The sequence below is a fragment of the Marinomonas sp. UCMA 3892 genome, assembly GCF_012726345.1.
In the GTDB taxonomy this organism is placed as follows: Bacteria; Pseudomonadota; Gammaproteobacteria; order Pseudomonadales; family Marinomonadaceae; genus Marinomonas.
On sequence record NZ_PTXN01000006.1, the window covers coordinates 56,787 to 73,924 of the forward strand.

The 17,138-nt window shown below is 43.0% G+C and carries 10 protein-coding genes; 7 read left to right on the plus strand and 3 right to left on the minus strand.

All coding sequences use genetic code 11. The annotated features are described in order from the left end of the window. Nucleotides 1-29: 29 nt before the first annotated feature. Nucleotides 30-2,138, minus strand: coding sequence for a TonB-dependent receptor (locus tag B6N13_RS09605; protein ID WP_248280288.1), 2,109 nt, complete (start codon nucleotides 2,136-2,138; stop codon nucleotides 30-32). 259 nt (nucleotides 2,139-2,397) lie between these two features. Between B6N13_RS09605 and B6N13_RS09610 the strand changes: the two genes are divergently transcribed. From B6N13_RS09610 to B6N13_RS09640, 7 genes are all read left to right on the plus strand, one after another. Next, on the plus strand, nucleotides 2,398-3,243 hold the full coding sequence (locus tag B6N13_RS09610) for a helix-turn-helix transcriptional regulator (protein WP_169459219.1): 846 nt from the start codon (nucleotides 2,398-2,400) through the stop codon (nucleotides 3,241-3,243). A gap of 164 nt (nucleotides 3,244-3,407) precedes the next feature. Continuing rightward, nucleotides 3,408-4,073 carry a glutathione S-transferase gene (locus tag B6N13_RS09615; protein WP_012071477.1) on the plus strand — a complete coding sequence of 222 codons (666 nt, stop codon included), beginning with the start codon at nucleotides 3,408-3,410 and terminating at the stop codon, nucleotides 4,071-4,073. Between the two features lie 160 nt (nucleotides 4,074-4,233). Further along, nucleotides 4,234-4,752, plus strand: coding sequence for a sigma-70 family RNA polymerase sigma factor (locus tag B6N13_RS09620; protein WP_012071476.1), 519 nt, complete (start codon nucleotides 4,234-4,236; stop codon nucleotides 4,750-4,752). 5 nt (nucleotides 4,753-4,757) lie between these two features. Continuing rightward, nucleotides 4,758-5,744, plus strand: a complete 987-nt coding sequence (locus tag B6N13_RS09625; protein ID WP_169459220.1) for a FecR domain-containing protein — start codon at nucleotides 4,758-4,760, stop codon at nucleotides 5,742-5,744. 112 nt (nucleotides 5,745-5,856) lie between these two features. Continuing rightward, nucleotides 5,857-8,625, plus strand: a complete 2,769-nt coding sequence (locus B6N13_RS09630) for a TonB-dependent receptor plug domain-containing protein (protein ID WP_169459221.1) — start codon at nucleotides 5,857-5,859, stop codon at nucleotides 8,623-8,625. A 99-nt stretch (nucleotides 8,626-8,724) separates the two neighbouring features. After that, the gene (locus tag B6N13_RS09635) at nucleotides 8,725-11,547 is read left to right on the plus strand and encodes a M16 family metallopeptidase (RefSeq protein WP_169459222.1); all 2,823 of its coding nucleotides are present in this window, start codon (nucleotides 8,725-8,727) and stop codon (nucleotides 11,545-11,547) included. A gap of 170 nt (nucleotides 11,548-11,717) precedes the next feature. Beyond that, nucleotides 11,718-12,938: an MFS transporter gene (locus B6N13_RS09640; protein ID WP_012071472.1), complete on the plus strand. Its 1,221-nt coding sequence runs from the start codon at nucleotides 11,718-11,720 to the stop codon at nucleotides 12,936-12,938. Between the two features lie 67 nt (nucleotides 12,939-13,005). Here B6N13_RS09640 and B6N13_RS09645 read toward each other — a convergent pair whose 3' ends face one another. Then, nucleotides 13,006-15,438, minus strand: coding sequence for a DUF2309 domain-containing protein (locus B6N13_RS09645; RefSeq protein ID WP_169459223.1), 2,433 nt, complete (start codon nucleotides 15,436-15,438; stop codon nucleotides 13,006-13,008). A gap of 9 nt (nucleotides 15,439-15,447) precedes the next feature. Beyond that, on the minus strand, nucleotides 15,448-17,061 hold the full coding sequence (locus B6N13_RS09650) for an NADH-quinone oxidoreductase subunit L (RefSeq protein WP_169459224.1): 1,614 nt from the start codon (nucleotides 17,059-17,061) through the stop codon (nucleotides 15,448-15,450). Nucleotides 17,062-17,138: the final 77 nt, after the last annotated feature.

Here is a 17,138-nt window from a genome sequence, read left to right on the forward strand (position 1 = left end):
TTAATACCTTTCATTATTGTGGGTTGTGGTTAAAATTTTGCGGTTATCCCCAGCCAGTAGCGTCGGGCGTCTTCGACAAATCCATATTTGTTGTAGCTAATTCTTTGATTTGCTAGGTTATAAATGGCAGCGCGCAAGCTGAGAGTCTGGTTGATCTCGTAGTTGGCACCTATGTCGAATGTAGTAAACGAAGGTGATTCGACAGGGGATAGCAGTTGAGCTGTACCGCCAACGTTGTCACTGTCTTTACCGCGATAAGCTAAGCGAGCCCAAGTCGTTAATTCGTCTGTTGGCTGGTAATTTAGCGTACTGGTGAGTTGGTGACGTGGTAGCTTGTTTAAGGGTTTTCCCTTGTAAAGACCTGACTCTTGTTTGGAGTAGGTGAAGGTGTAGCTGTTATCCCATGTGATGTTCGATGATAAAGGCAGGCCTAAACTGGCTTCAACACCACGAGTGATGGCCTTGTCTACGTTTGCGTAGGTGAGGGAGTTTGTGCCGCTTGGTGCTGCCGTACATCTAGTATTACAAGCAACAGTGGTTATCTTGTCCTCAAATTTGTTGTTGAATAAGGTTAGTCCGCCGGTTACGCCATTGTTACTGTATAGAATGCCGATTTCCTGACTGAGAGATTTTTCAGGTTTTAAATCTTCATTGCCATAAATATTACCGAGGCCACTGGCTGATGCGTAGCCACTGGCTACTTTTGTCATATCTGGTGATTTGAAGCCAGAAGTCACGCCGCCTTTTAATGTCCATTGCGGTGTTATTCCCCAAACACCATAAACACGAGGGCTCCAATGATGACCGTAACGGTTATCGTCGTCGAGACGAGCACCTGCAGTTAATGTAAAAGTGTCCGTTAAATACCAATCATCTTCTGCAAATAGGGAATTCTGCTTACGGGTAATATCGTATTGATTTGTCACACGATTCGAAAAGCTGTCGTGTAACTTATTGTGTCGGCTTCCACCACCGACTGTGACGAGATGATCTTCCAGTGGCATCGCCAAGGAAGTACGAAATTCGGTATTTTTTAAGCGAACATCTTGTGAGGAAACATTGAAGGTTTCCTGCTGAACATAGGTTTCTGATGTTCCTAGCGTCCAACGTCCTGTATGTGATAGCGAGAAGCGGTCAACATCTACCTTTTTATCATAGGGGGTCGCGCAGCCGAAATAAGAATAGGTGGCGCAGTTTGGGTCGATACTTTTGCCCGGTTCTTGTGTAACACGCTGTTCTGTATGATTTGCTGCAAAAATTATGTCGTGGTCTGGTGTCGGTGTCAGTGCGAGTTTTGCTGTGATGTTGTTGCGTTTACTATCGCGATAGCCATTGTAAATATCATCTTCGTCACGCTTAGAATATTGACCATAGAGTTGTAATCCGAGCAGGTCTTGCTTGATTGGGCCTGTTAGGAAAAAACTGCCCTGATTGGCATTTCCAGATTGGGAATTCTCCTGTAATAATGCGTCCGTACTCACTTCGCCGCTCCATTCTTTGGCGACCTTACGAGTGATAATGTTGATGACCCCACCCATGGCATCGGCACCATATAATGAAGACATTGGACCACGCACTATTTCGATACGTTCAATTGCTGAGATGGGTGGTGTCCATGCATTCATCTGGCCGAGGCCGTCAGAAAGCCGACTTGTTTCACGCGAATCGGTACGTTTACCATCGATCAGAGTCAGTGTGTAAGCAGAGCTCATGCCTCGAATACTAATTTCTTTATGATCACTCCCACCCGTTGTGGTTAATCCAGGAATAGAAGAAAGTGCGTCTGCAAGATCACGGTAAGGTTTACTTTCTAGTTCTTCGCGAGTAATAACACTTATCGAAGCTGGCGCATCGTTAATATCTTGTGCTACACCGCCTGGTGATGCAGTTACAACAATGCCTGTTAGATCAACAGATGAATCCTGAGTCTTTTGAGTATTGTTTAGAGATGTTGCATCATCCGCAAAGGCATTCTGTGTGCTAACGGATATACCTGAGGCAATCATGACGCCTAATGAGAGAGAGCGGCCAAGTCGTAAGACATTTTGATGCGATGTTTGGGAGTATTTGAGAGGCTGCGACATAACAGACAAGGTTTGTCGTGCAGCTGGTGTATTGGGTGAAATAGAATTTTTCATTAAAATGATACTCATTCTTATTTGTGATGAGTCATTTAACAATATTTCGATTCTTGCCGGATAGCGAGTATTGGCCAACTTATTGTTCATTTCGGCCAATTGTTGTGAGTTTTATCAAATTCACCGTATTGTGAAGTAAGTTAGCCGAGTTTCTAGTACTAACGTTTTCATATGAAAGACGTTCGTGTTCTTTTTGGGAAATTTGACTATAGTTATTTTCAATTAGGCCAAATTTCTGACTGGGTATTTTGTATTGACAATGAAGACTGCGAAAGCCGATTTGATGGTGAATAAAACTAAAGACGTGGATGAAGTCCCGCGTAATGTTGTTGCTTTGAGTGCCACCTCTGTCACCAAAGATTGGGAGTTTGCGCGGCACCAGCACCGAAAGGCGCAATTGATTTATTCTGTTCGCGGCATAATTCGATGTGAAGTTGAGGATGGTGTTTGGATTGTACCTCCACTGTGCGCGGTCTGGATTCCTGGAGACTTACTGCATTCGGCTCGTGGCTCTGGCGAATGTTATTGCTTGTTTGTTGAACCTGCAGCCGTCGAGAATCTGCCTAAAACCTGCTGTACCATTTCTGTGTCTCCACTTTTGCGAGAGTTGCTTTTAAGGGCAACAGAGATTCCAGAATTGTATGCTTTGGGCGGCAGTGAGGAGCGTTTGATTGCGACTTTGCTAGACGAATTAGTCATGGCTCAGGTAGAGGATTTTTACTTCCCAATGCCGAGAGACCCAAGGTTACGTCAATTGGCCGACATGTTATTAGCCGATCCCGCCGAAAAGATTACAAAAGGAGATTGGGCCTCTCGCATCGGCATGAGCGAGAGAAGTATGAGCCGATATATGTCTTCCGAAGTCGGCATGAGTTTTGGTCGCTGGCGTCGACAACTTCATGTAATGATTGCTCTTCAGCGCTTGAGCAAAGGAGAAAGCGTGCAAGTGGTGGCGCTGGAATTAGGTTATGAGAATGCCAGTGGTTTTGTCACCATGTTCCGCAAGGTGGTTGGCAAGCCACCCGCAAGATACCTTTTCGAACGGACAACATTAGAAACGGCCAGCGTGCCTACGATAATCCTTCCAGACCATGGGGAAGCTTAAGGATCAAAAACCTCTATCAACAATCATTCACTTTGATGCTTGTTGATAGAGGTTTGGTTTTGTCTATTTTGAGCATCCAGTCATCTGTTTTCTGCTTTGTTGCGTATAGCTTGTAGTGTAAAAGTTAATAATATTCGTTCCTGATAAGACAATAAGGAGATTATATGATTACGGTTCATCACTTAGAGAATTCCCGCTCTCAGCGTATTTTATGGTTGTTAGAAGAGCTTGGGCTTGAATACGAAATTGTGGAGTATAAGCGTGACCCTGAAACCGCTTCTGGTCCTGAATCTTTGAAAAAAGTACACCCGCTGGGTAAGTCTCCGGTTATTACCGATGGGGATTTAACCGTGGCTGAGTCCGGAGCGATTATTGAATATTTATTAGATCAATATGATACGGAAAAGCGCTTGAGACCGACGGATGGTAAAGCCTTATTGGATTACCGTTATTGGTTGCATTTTGCTGAAGGCTCTTTGATGCCTTTGTTAGTGATGAAGTTGGTGATGATGAAGGTGCCACAAAGTCCGATGCCTTTCTTTATCAAACCCATTGCGAAAGCGATCACGAGTAAAATCCAAGATAAATTCATCACGCCACGTATTACTCCTCAAATGCAGTTTATTGAAAAAACTTTGGGTGAGCATACGTGGTTTGTCGGTGAGGAATTAACTGCTGCAGACATTCAGATGAGTTTTCCATTGCAAGCATCGAGCACACGCATGGACTTGTCTAAATATCCGAATATTGCGCGTTTTATCAAGCAAGTAGAAGCGGTGCCAGCTTATCAACAAGCTTTAGCAAAAGGTGGTGCTTTTACTACTTTGTAGTCTCTTTTTAAAGTATTACTTACATCAAACTAGAGTTGATTCTTCATAATAGTCTTTAGTTTGATGTTTAAATATCTTTCATTTATTGATATTCATTCTCATTTATTGTACTTTTCTGCTTCTAAAATATATTTTTATTAAAATGAGGTTGAACGGTTCAATGAATCCTGAGCGTCAAAAATCTCAACAGGTTGGTGAGCTTTATGCTGAGCATAGCTCATGGCTCACTGGATGGATTCGTAGCCGCCTTGGCTGTCATGAATTGGCAGCAGATATTGCACAAGATACTTTTGTGCGATTGCTTAAAAGACCGAAATACTTTTCTAATATGGGCGAAGCCAGAGCTTTTTTGAGCACCATTGCCAAAGGCTTGTATATCGATCACTGGCGGCGTAAGCAGGTCGAGCAGGCTTGGTTGGAGTCTTTAGCCCATTGCGACGAAGAGTTTGTGCCTTCAGCAGAACATTCAGCCTCTATGATTGAATTGCTTTGCGAACTAGACGCGATGATCGCTAAGTTACCTAAAAAAGTGGCAAATACGCTTATCTTGTCTCAACTCCATGGTTTGACCTACCGAGAAATTGCCGAACGTTTGTCCGTATCAGAGCGCATGGTGAAGCGCTATATGGCACAGGCGATGTTGCAATGTCTTTTGTTTAAATCCGATCGGTCTCTTTAGATTTTATGGCATCTTCCCAACCTGCAAATTATGTTCATTTAGAAGCCGCTGCCGAATGGTTTGCTGTGCTGGCTGATAAGCCTGTTTCTGAAGCCAGTCAACTTGCTTGGCAGCAGTGGTTAAACGAAGATGAAGCGCATCGTAAAGCATGGCAGCAAGTTGAGTCAGTTGGCACTATGTTTTCCTCTTTTCAAGATGATAAATCTCAGCAATCGGCAAGCTATGTTTTAGACAATACTAGTTTAATTAATCGTCGTCAGTTGATGAAAGGCGTGCTAGGAGTGACTGGTGTTGCTGCATTAGGCTGGATTGGCTGGAGCGAAACATCATTACCAAGAATAGCGTCAGCTTGGATGGCTGATTTTCATACTCAAGTTGGACAGGTGTCGGCCTACGATTTAGAGGATGGTACTAAGATCTGGCTGAATACCAATAGTGCAATGAATCGATCCAATGGCCGTGATTATCGAGGTTTGTCTCTCGTGACGGGAGAAATCTTGGTACAAACTAAAGCCTCTTCAGACAGCCGCGCTTTTTCTGTTTCCTGTGCTCATGGCGTTATACGCTCTGGTGTAGACAAAACTCGTTTTTGTGTACGCCAACTATCGGATAAACAAACTGTTCTAGCGGTTTATGAAGGGGCTGTTTCCCTTGCGCTTTTGGATTCTCAGTTGTCTAAGACGCTGTATGTTGGCCAAGAAGTCGTTTTTAACGCTCAGTCTATATCTGATACTCAGCCAGCTTCTTTGCTTTATGAGTCTTGGCGTAATGGGTTATTAATTGTTGAAGATATGCCGCTAGCAAATTTTATGGCAGAAATAGGTCGTTATCATTATGTCCATTTCAATCTTGATCCTAGTTTAGCGGACTTGCGTGTTGTGGGGACTTTTCCTACTCACGATATGGATCTTGTGCTTTCTATGTTATCTAAATCTTTTCCTATTCGTATAAAGCATCCATTGCCTTGGTGGGTGGGCATTTCCGCAGCTTAGTGTTCAGTGGAATTTATTTTCAAAGTATTTTTAAAAAACATTTTTTTTCATGTCCCTTTCTTCGTTTACGTTCGGTAATAGTAATAAGAAATATTATTATTACGGAGTTTATATGGCCCTTGCTTGTTCACTTAAGCGACGAAAGAATGCTCGTACCGCTTTGTCATTGCTTTTCGCTAATACGTTACTTGCTGGTGGCGTTGGTATGATGTTTAGCTCAGTAACTTATGCAGAAGCTGCAGCATCAGAGACACATTATTACAACATTCCTGCAGGGCCTTTATCTAAGGCGATTAATGCATTTGCTGCCGTATCAGGTATGTATTTAGGTGGCAACAGTGAGCTTCTTAAAAGTAAAAATACGCAGGGTTTTGTAGGTGAATACTCTGCCGGACAAGCGCTGGATTTATTGTTAATCGGTACAGGTTTGTCATATGAAGCAGGGGAAGGTAGAAGTATCGTTCTTATTGATACTGAGTCTGTTTCTGAAGGTGAGAATGGCATCACCATGTCAACGCTATTGGTTCAGGGTAGACAGAATAAGGTAGAAGCTGGTGTTCAGGTTATTGGTCAAAACGAAATTGAATCGATGGCTGGTGCGAATGAAAACTTAACGGATTTGTTAAAAGGCAATGGTAGTGTCCGTTTTAGCCGTTCATCAAGCTCTTCTGCTAATAGTGCGACTATGCGTCCCGACGAAGTTTCTATTAATGGACAATCTCATTATCAAAATTTATTCGTTATCGATGGAATGAGTGCAAATAATGACTTAAATCCTGGAAACTCCGAAGACTCTTATACCAATCCGATCAGTCCTACTAGCTTAAGTATGCTATCTGGGAGTTCTTCTCAAAGCTTTTATATCGATCCTAGTGCTCTTGAGTCTGTTGAGGTATATGACTCAAATGTTCCTGTCGAGTTTGGTGGTTTTATGGGTGGGGTCGTGTCATCAAAGTTAAAGCGCTACGACAGTGACAACTATACATCTATTAAATACGCGATTTCAAAAGATGATTGGGACGAAATGCATGTTGATGACGACCTTGCCGAGGACTACGAAGATGGTGATTCTCTGGCCGGTGAATATACACCCGAGTATCTTAAGCAGCGATATACAATAACTGGTGCGCAAGGATTAAGTGAAAAATTAGGCTTGACGTATACCGCTTCTAGAGCCAACTCTAATTTCGCTCAAGTGTATGATAAACGAGTGAAAACAAAGTATTCCGACGTCAATTTCGGGCATCAAGGAATAGAGTATGATGATACAGTCGATAATATTATGCTGCGCTTTGATTATCGAGTGAACAGTAACTTGAACATCGGCTCATCTATAATGTATGCGAATCGTCATCATGATGGGTTAACAAGTGCAACATTTGATTCTGCATTTATAAAATCCCATAAAGCGGTAGGAATCAATACTGATATTGAGTACAAAGCCACGAATGGACGGTTACTGACGACGTTGTCTTATAATGAGGCCAGTGACTCTATTCAGTCAGATGATTCTACTTATTCTTACCATCCTGTAGATAGGGAAAGTAGTCGTTGGCCCTATTCTGGTGGTTATGGCAATGTCAATCAGCAGCAAAATACCACTAACTTAAAGTTTGATTGGCTACAAAATGCTTTTCAAGTTGGGCGTTTCGAGCACTCTCTTCGAACTGGGCTTGAGTTAGGTTTTATTAAGCAATTTTATCAAGTAGACGGGGATATCATTAATGAAATTTTTGCCTGCCGTGATGCGAATAATGGCTTGTGCCTGGATGCTGATAATGATGGCTCTTTAGATCGTGATGATGAATATCTGAGAAGTCGTAATATCATTTCAGAGAATAAATTCCAAAAAACTTATCATTCAATCGGTATTCATTTCTCTGATACTGTGAAATATGGTGATTGGTCTTATTATGCAGGAATCCGTGCTGATTATGATTCAATCTTAGAAAACCTAAATTTCTCTCCAAGATTGACGGCTGAATGGGATGTCTTTAGTGATCAAAAAACTCGTATTAAGGCTGGTGCAAATCGGTATTATGGACGTAGTTTTTTCCAATATGAAGTTAATAATACACTTCGCTCTTGGCGTACGGCGACGACTTTTAATGAGGATGGAAGCGTAAAAACTGTCAAACAGCGAGAAGATACCTCATTTTCAGACTATGATCTGAAAACACCTTATTCAGATGAGATTTCCATTAGTATTGTTCAGCAAATTGGTTTTTTGGATGCCAGCTTGCAGTTTGTTAATCGAGAGAGCCGAGATATCGTAACTCGTGCCGAAACAGAAGAAGGGTTGGATTATTACTCTAACGAGGGGCGTAGCTCTACGGACACAGTTTCTCTGACATTATCTGCACGTAATCCTTTGGAACTGGGTAGTACAAAAACCTACGGTAGTTTCTCTATTAGTTATCAAGAAAGTGAAACCAACACGCTTAAATCTGCTTCGTATGAAGATCCTATATCATCTAAAGAAATTTATTATAAGGGTAGTGTTATCTATGAATCTCAACTGCCTAAATCCGACTTTAATATTCCTTATAATGTGAACTTTGCAACTCGAACTGAGTTTCTAAATTGGCATGTTATTTGGGCGAATACCATTAATGTGAAATCCGGCGGTACCATTGCTAAAGACACAAAAGAGGACTATGCCAATGATATCCCAATCTATGATGATCTAAAGTTTGACGAGCTGATTACGTTGGACACCTCTATTGAATGGAAGCCTACATTGTTCCAATCAGTAGAGGGGTATCTAAAAGTGTCTATCGATAATGTGTTTGATGACTACATTGACGTATCGACAGACCAAAAAAGCTATTCTTATACTTTAGGCCGCTCGACCAGTATAGAGGTTGGTATGCGGTTTTAAGCTGATGTTCCTTTTATCTCCTTTCTTTTCTTGTAAACAAATGCTCTCTCCAGCATTTGTTTATGGCTGTTTTTGAATGATTTTTTTGTGAGCTGTTTTATGCTTTTTTTACAAAAAATCCTGTGTGTTATGGGATTAACCTGTTTGTTTGTTTTTGTCACTCCAGTATATGCCAATGATAAGGGTTTACCTTGGGATAAGCGTGTTGTGCAGGGGACTTTGGATAATGGCTTCCGCTATTATTTATTCGATTCAAAACAAGAAAAAGACGCGCCAAAAGGGCTGACATTAGCGAATTTAGTCGTACTTTCTGGTGCTATTGATGAAAAGGAAAATCAGCTGGGCGTGGCGCATATGGTGGAGCACATGATATTCCACGAAAGTGACGAACTACCGAACGGTGTGCGAAAAGCTTTCACCGATATGGGGTTAAAGCAGGGCCGTGATTTTAATGCCATGACGAATAGCGAAAATACGCGTTATATGGTGAGCCTGAAAAATACTACGCCTGAGCGATTGACTAAGGTGTTGGATATTTATCAACAAATTGCTTTTCACGCCAAGATCAAAGCTTCCTCATTGGACAAGGAGCGTTTAATTATTCAAGAAGAATGGCGTGGTAAGTTAAGTCATCGTTCACGAGTAAATGATGAAAAAAAAGCGTTATTACGGGTTGGTTCTTTGTATCCTGAGCGCCCCGTTATTGGCACACAAGAAAGCATAAGAAATACGCCCGCAGATCAGCTTCGATCTTTTTATCAAGCTTGGTATGCACCAAATAATATGGCGTTGGTTATTTTTGGACCTATGGATACCGCTGTATTAGAAGCACAAATTAAGCGTGTCTTTGGTTCTGAGCCTAAGCGGGAGCTTCCACTGCGACACCCAAAAGATCCTGTATTGGATGAAAGTCTAAAAATTGGTCAGCTTAATGATTCTGGCAATAAAGTGAATCAAGTGGCTTTTTTATATCGTTTTCAAAGTGAAACAGGCAATAGTGACGAAGCACGTCGTGATGGTTTGATTGATTACATGACACGAAATTTATTAACCGATCAAATTCGTCGGCAAAGAGAAGTGTTACCTGAGCATGTACGAGTATTGTCGAGTACTAAAGGTACTGTCTCCCCAAATGTGGCGATATTAGGCTTTTCAGTTAATGTGGACGATGGTTATCACGTTTTAGGATTAAAAATTTTAATTAAAGAGCTTGAACGAATAAAAGCGCATGGATTTTATCAGCAAGATTTTGACCAAATTTATCAGAAGGTTGTTGAGGTTGCTGAGCGTAATAAAGACGCTGCGAAAAGCCGAGGTACCATTTGGTCGGTAAAAATGGTTGATGCGGTGACTTCTGACAAAATACTTCATGACCCCCAAGAAAGTAATGATCGTATTTTACGTCTAATAACTACTATCTCACTAGAAGATGTAAATACTCGCTTAAGGCAATGGCTGTCTTCGCCAGATCGTATTCTTTATACACAAGCCGTGGGCGGGAAGCATGTAGATATAGGTACGGTGGAATCTGTTGAAGCACTGTTTGATGAGATGCAATCTCGTCAGCTTGGTGCCTTAGAGAAAGAAAAAATAGTGGCGGTGAAAGCATTACCTGTTGTAACGAAAAGTGGCTCGGTGGCACTTATATCGAGAGACGTAGAGTTGGGTGTTTCAAATTGGTCTTTATCAAATGGCGATCAGCTGACTTTACTCGACCCGAGTGTTTTGGCTGAGCGTTACCAAGTTGATCAATCCGAAATAGACAATAAAACTTACTTCATTGCGTTGTCCGACGCAGGTTATAACGTAAAGCAAGGTTCTACTTGGGCAGAGCAAATTGCGGTGCAAATGTCTGATGCCACAGGTGTTTATGGTTGGACTGATGAAGAGTTTCAGCAATGGCGTAAAGAAAATAGTGTGTTTTTGACCTCTAAACAGAAGGCGCAAAGCCTTGCGTATCGAGGGTCAATTGATAGTGACAATTTAGATAAGTTACTGAACGTTTACCATATGAACCAAGTTACTCCAAAAATCGATATCGAGGTTTACGACAGTATAATGGCAAGCTTAAAAAGAAGCGCCAGTATTGATGTTGTACGTCCGATTGAAGTGTTTTCTCGACGTTTAGCACAAGCGCGCTTTGGAAAAAGTGATATGACATTAAATTTGTCGCATTTAACACCTTTGTCGTTAGAGAAATTAGAGCAAACTCGACAACAACAAGTAGTCTTGCCTGCACATTATTTTATGGTGTCTCGTTTGCCCGAAGAAGATGTTACTCGTTTGGCAGCTCTGTATTTGGCCAATATTCCTCGCGATCTGCTTGCTTCGATTGATAACACCACGGCCGTTATGCAGCAAGCAGGTGAAGCTATTGTCGATGTTTCTTTGAATACTGAACCGAAAGCCGAATATCGTTTGTATGCCTATCAATCTTTGCCTTGGTCACCTATCGCCGCGCTTCAATTAACCTATTTTGGGGAGCGCTTAGAGGCAGAGTTAAAGCAGCGTCTACGTAGTGAAGTTCAAGGCGTTTACAGTGTAAGAGTAGGCTTGGATCTGAATAAAGATACCAACCGTGCTGAGTTAAGTATTCAGTATTCCAGCTCTCCAGCACGAATAGATGATTTGGCAGGGATGACCAAAACCGTGTTGTCTGATTTGCCTGGTATGGTGACAGAAGAATGGGCAAAGGAAATACAGGACGCTTTTGCTGATGTTGAGCAGAATCGCTTGGCGAAAGCTTTTGACTCCACCTTGTTACATCGTCTTGAATTAAGCGAAACACTTTATGGTGACGCCCGTTATCTCGATGAAATGAATCAATTGATGTCTGGTTTAACGATGGCGAAGCTAAAAACCTTGGTCGATACTTTAACCTTTACCAATAGAGTGACAGGGTTTTATCGCCCTATTGATTAATAATTCAATAATTAACCTAACAAATTAAAAATGCTCAGCGGTCAGATCGCTGGGTATTTTTTAACATTAAAGGTAAGTTGAAAAGTGGCTTGTGGCTCGACTTATGAATAAGTCATGAATACTATGAAAGCAATCTATCGTTGTGATCTTACCTAGTTAGGAAAACATTCATGTCACGTCCCGTGAAGTTACTCAGTGTTTCTATTGGCCTTATCTGCCTGTTGTTGGCGTTGAACTTTGGTTTACGTTCATCAATGGGCTTTTTCATGGCGCCGATCTCCCAAGAGTTTGGCTATGGGCGCGAAGTGTTTGCTTTTGCCTTGGCATTACAAAACTTATGCTGGGGACTGTTTCAGCCGATTGCTGGTGCCTTTGCAGATCGTTATGGCACTTTGAAAACCTTATTTATTGGGGCTGCGTTATATGCATTGGGTTTATATGTAACCGCTGGTGCCGATGGCGTGCTAGGACTCAATATGGGCGCTGGCTTACTGATGGGCATGGGTATCGCAGCCACGGGATTTGGGGTGGTATTGCCAGCGATGGCGCGTATGGTGTCCCCTGAAAAGCGCTCTTTTGCTTTGGGTTTGGGCAGTGCGGCAGGTTCTGCTGGGCAGTTATTGGTAATCCCTATTGCTCAAGACTTTATTGCTTCCTATGGTTGGAGCAATGCTTTATTGCTGATGGCGATGTGTGCCTTGATGATGGTGTTATTGTCTAGTCCATTTCGCCAAGAAAAAGACGCCATGAATGCAAACTCTGCTATAACAGAAGTAACGCAAACCATGAAAGAAGCCTTACGCGAAGCCAGTGCTTATTCTCATTACTGGTTGTTGGTAGTTGGTTTTTTTGTTTGTGGTTTTCAATTGGCTTTTATCACTGTGCATATGCCAGCGTTTTTATCTGACCAAGGTTTTTCGCCCGATATAGCGGTAGCGAGTTTGGCTCTTATTGGTTTGTTTAATATTTTTGGTTGTTTATTATCTGGCAGTTGGGCTGGGAAATATTCGAAGAAAAAATTGCTCACTATTATCTATGCACTTCGAGCCTTGTCGATTGCCTTGTTTATGACGCTGCCAATGACAAGCATGTCTGTGTATGTTTTTTCCATTGTGACAGGCTTGCTTTGGCTGGCGACGGTACCGCCAACCTCGGGTCTGGTGGCACAAATGTTTGGCTTACGTTACATGGGCTTGCTGTACGGCATCGTCTTTTTAGGTCATCAACTTGGCTCGTTCAGCGGCGTTTGGTTAGGCGGTTATCTGTACGACAAAACCGGTTCTTACGATGTCGTCTGGTGGGCGGCTTGTATTATCGCCCTTATTACGGCATTGATTCATATCTTAATTGACGAGCGCCCAGTAGCTCGTCTGCGTGCCACTGTGGCTTGAGTAATACTGGGGCTTAAGTAATAAATGGATTAGAAGCCAAGTAACTTGGCTTCTAATCGGCTCCTTTCTATTTTTCTGCGTGCCATTCTTGCTGATAAAAACGCGCGACTTTGTTGTCTTCCCACTGGAATAAATACAACCAATCATTATCGATCAAGTGTTTAACAATATCGTGTTTTGCAGCGATTTTTTCGATGGTGGATTTGGGCGCAGTCACATACACAGCAAGTCTAACGGGTGTGTGCATCCATTTTTGGCAGTCGTTTAAAGACTGCATGGAAAGCCCAATTCGCAAGTCTCCGCCGTTACCTTCAAATACGCCGATGTTTCCGCCAACTGCGTTGTGCAGCACTTTATTACCACAACCGAATTTGAAGTTATCGGTGACGGATAAATTGTATTGCATGTTGATCCAGTGAGTGACCAACATAGGGGCCGTCAAAATACGCTCTAGAATGGCAAAGTCTGGGTCATTCTGTGGATCATAGTCATGCAAAAAACTGCGTCCTTTAAGATCAAGGTGACGGGTCTTCTGGCGTGGAGCGATGATAAAAGAATGATTGTTAGCAAGTCCCCATTCTGGGTTAACTTGTGACCAGTCGTTGGCACGCTTGGTAAAAGCTTTCGAGCGTTGTTTGTCTGAAGCATCCAGTAAGGCTGTATCTAACTTTGCTGCGCGTTCTTGCTGAGCGAGAAATTGGGCTTTTTCAAACCAATCCATTATTTTGCGATCGATGGGTTTGGCGTCTTTTGTTTGATCAAAGCAAGTTAAGTGATCTGTGGTGGTGTTATGCAACGCAGGGACAAATTGTGTGTCGCTAGGAATTTCCATCCCCATGTCGTTGAGTAAGGCGCGCACCTTATGGTCATTCAACAAAGAGGCCAATACTCTTACGTTCACCTCGCCACTTTGCCCACCACAGGCTCCGCATTCTAATCCGGCTGCATGCAGGTTGTTGCTGGTATGGCTACCGTGACCCACTAACATGACGATAGGCGCATAAGTGGTTAGCTTGATGGTGTCTAAAATCCCTTTTGCCAAATGGGCTTTGTCTTGATCCGTTAACAGGACACCTTGTTGTGATAATTGCCAATGGGTATTGGGGGCTAGGCGATTCGCAGGGTGTTCTTGTCTTTTGGAAAAGAGTATTTGTTTGAACATTTTAAAGGCATACCACCAGCCCATGGATTCCACCATGGAAAAAGCCGCGGGAGCCGCGTGTCCCCAACGATACCAACGAGCTTCTTTTTGCTGGTGGTGAACGTGGCCTTTGTCACTATCACTTTCTGTTACTGTGATAGCTGCTTGTAATAATCCTGGTAGTTGTGGGCGCACGTAATGGCTGTCTTTGGCTTTGTATTCGATGGGCAGTCCAAAAAAGCCGGCAAAGCCCAGTGTTTGAATGGTGGTAGATTGTTTTTCTAAGGCGCGGCGAAACACTTCGGAGCGTACGTCGATACAAAAAATGGCCTGTAGCTCTGGTCTTGTCTGCGTTGTGTTACGTGCAGGCTCAGTAGTGAGTGTTTGGCTTAAGCTTTTTTGTTCGCTGTATTCCAAGGCCAAGGCCCACACTTTCGATGTGATTAGGGCGTCTTTATGGGCTTGAATCAGGTTTGGAATAGCCTGTTTTTGTGCCATCCATTTGGTATTGATGGCAGAAAGTAACGCTGGGGCGGTGTGCTTCAGGTAACGCCAAACTACCAATTCCCACGCCATTTTGATGGCCAGCAAGGATTCCACATGGTCTTCTTTTGCTAGGTTGTCATTGTTTTCGCCATTTGACCAATTCAAATACGCCAGATAGCTGCTCCAGCCATTAATATCCAGCAGTAAGGCTTTGGCAAAGAAAGACAATGTTTGATCATCTAAGGCCAGCTCTTCAATTGCCAGAGCGAACAAGGCGTCTTTGTCGGCAGGAAGGTTGTGGAAAAATTTGGTTAGCTTGGCTTCGCCCATAACAATGCTTAAGCCTTTGTCTTCGTTGGTGACTTCTAACCAATGGCTGTACAAGTCCAGCTCGTTATCAATGTTCTGCTGTCTAAGAGTGGGGCTTTGTTGTTGATAGTGAGCGGCGCAAAATTGGCTCACTTGATGGGTAATTTCATCATGCCAAGACATTTTGTTAGCCGGTCTTTGTTGATCGGCAAGGTCTGCAATATTACGCCAAGAATCTGGCAAATTATTGGCTTGAGACAAATGCTCAAGTAAGGCGTCCTGCTCATTGAGGCCATAGTGTTCAGCAGCTTTGGTTAGGCAATGGTGTGAAATTTTCCCTTCATCAAACCAAGCGCGATACGTCTCATTAGACATATAGGTTTTGATGCCTGCCAAGGCTGATAATTCATCAGAAATGTCATCAAAGGGTTTATCAACCAATGACCAAAGTGGATTGACCGCGATCAGTTTATCCAATGGCCAATGGGGAGCAATAGTACGAGTCGCTTCAAGCAATAGGTTTTTTTGCTGCATGCTTAAAGTAGGTAGCGTCTTGGTAGTCATGCGATTCTCCTAAGGTTTTGGCGACGTTTGGTGAGTATTGGATGTGTAGTGCTGTTCTTTGGCTCTGGCAGAAAGAGTGACAGGCCAGAACTTAAGAACAAGACGTGTTAACCATTCATCGAGGTAAAGTCCGGCAAACAACGCAATGGATAAACGACGAATGGCGCGCCAGCGAACTTGATAGTGCAGCAAGGCACTTAACCCAAATAGTAGGCTAAACAACACCATGGCCCAGATGTCCGCTAGGGAGAAGGCCTGTACTGTATGAGTCGGATAACTTGGCAGCGCATAGTGTGTCACGAATTTTAAGGCAGCATAAATCACACAAAGAACCAATCCCATCACGAAGGTATAAATAATAGAAGGCGGATGCTCACAGGTACGCCACTGGATAATAAGCACGGTCAGGGCAAGTGCGAAGAGCCACCAAGTGCTAAATGCGCTGTCGAAGCCAAATACGGTTCGGATGACGACTACGCTGACAGTGCTAATACCAATGGCAATTAACCAAGTTTGTACATTGGGTATCACAACTTTGTTGGTTTGAGGGTCTGCGTTTGCAGCACTAGAAAGGCGTAAGCGAATGGCGTCATTCACCGCGTTACCTGAGTTGAGAAAAGAGTAGGCTTTGTAAAAGGAATGAGCGAGCAAATGCAGCAACACTAATTCATACAAACCTAAGGCAAACTCCAACAACATCAAGCCCATTTGCGCACAGGTAGACCAAGCCAAACGCACTTTGATACTGATACGAGTGGTCATAATCAAGGCGCTAGAAAGTGTGGATAATCCAGCGACGAGTAATAATAACCAGATGGCATAATTGCTTTGAGCCACCACAGGTGTGAATAAAAGCAGTAGGTATCCACCTAAGTTAATCACACCCGCATGCAACAAGGCGCTGACAGGTGTCGGCGATTCCACCACCTGAATTAACCAGCCATGGAAGGGCAGCTGAGCACATTTGATCAGCGCCGCAAAGGCGATCAAACAAGCGGCAAGGTGTTCTTGCCAATGTAAGGGGAGCCCGGCGTCATATTGAGCGACAGCGGTATTGATAATCGTGTTGATGTATACACTGTCGTATTGCTGGTAGAGCAAAGCAAAAGCGGCGAACAAAGACAGTTCGGCAACACGTGCCAGCATAAACTTTTTATGAGCAGCAAGAATGGCGCGAGGGCGATCACCATAGAAGGTTAATAAGTTGTTAAGGGACAAGCTAATACCTAACCAACCAAACCAGAAAATCACCAAATGATTGGTGGTGACCGTAATAGCAACCGATGCCAAGGTAAACATTAACCAACGATAGTAGCGGTTTAGATTGGTTTGCCCTGCCATGTAATTGCGTGAAAAGCTGATCAGCACCCAGCCCATGATTGTCACTAATCCAAGCATGATCTGATTCAGTGCTGAATGGCGAATCAAAGCAGACGATTGCCAAGCATCAGTAAAAAAATAACTGATAGGAAAGGTGGAAAAAAACACGACCACCAAGAAAAGACTTAATCGAGAGGCTTTTTGTGCCACGTATTTGGTTTTTTCTCGGCCGAGATAGCAGCCGCCAAAAAACAGCGTAAAGGGAATGAAAATCGGTAAGAAACTTAACACGACTAAGGACATACATAACCTACGTTTATGGGATTTAATAAATTGGGGCGATTATGAAGTCTTTATTTTGTTAATAAAAATACATATAT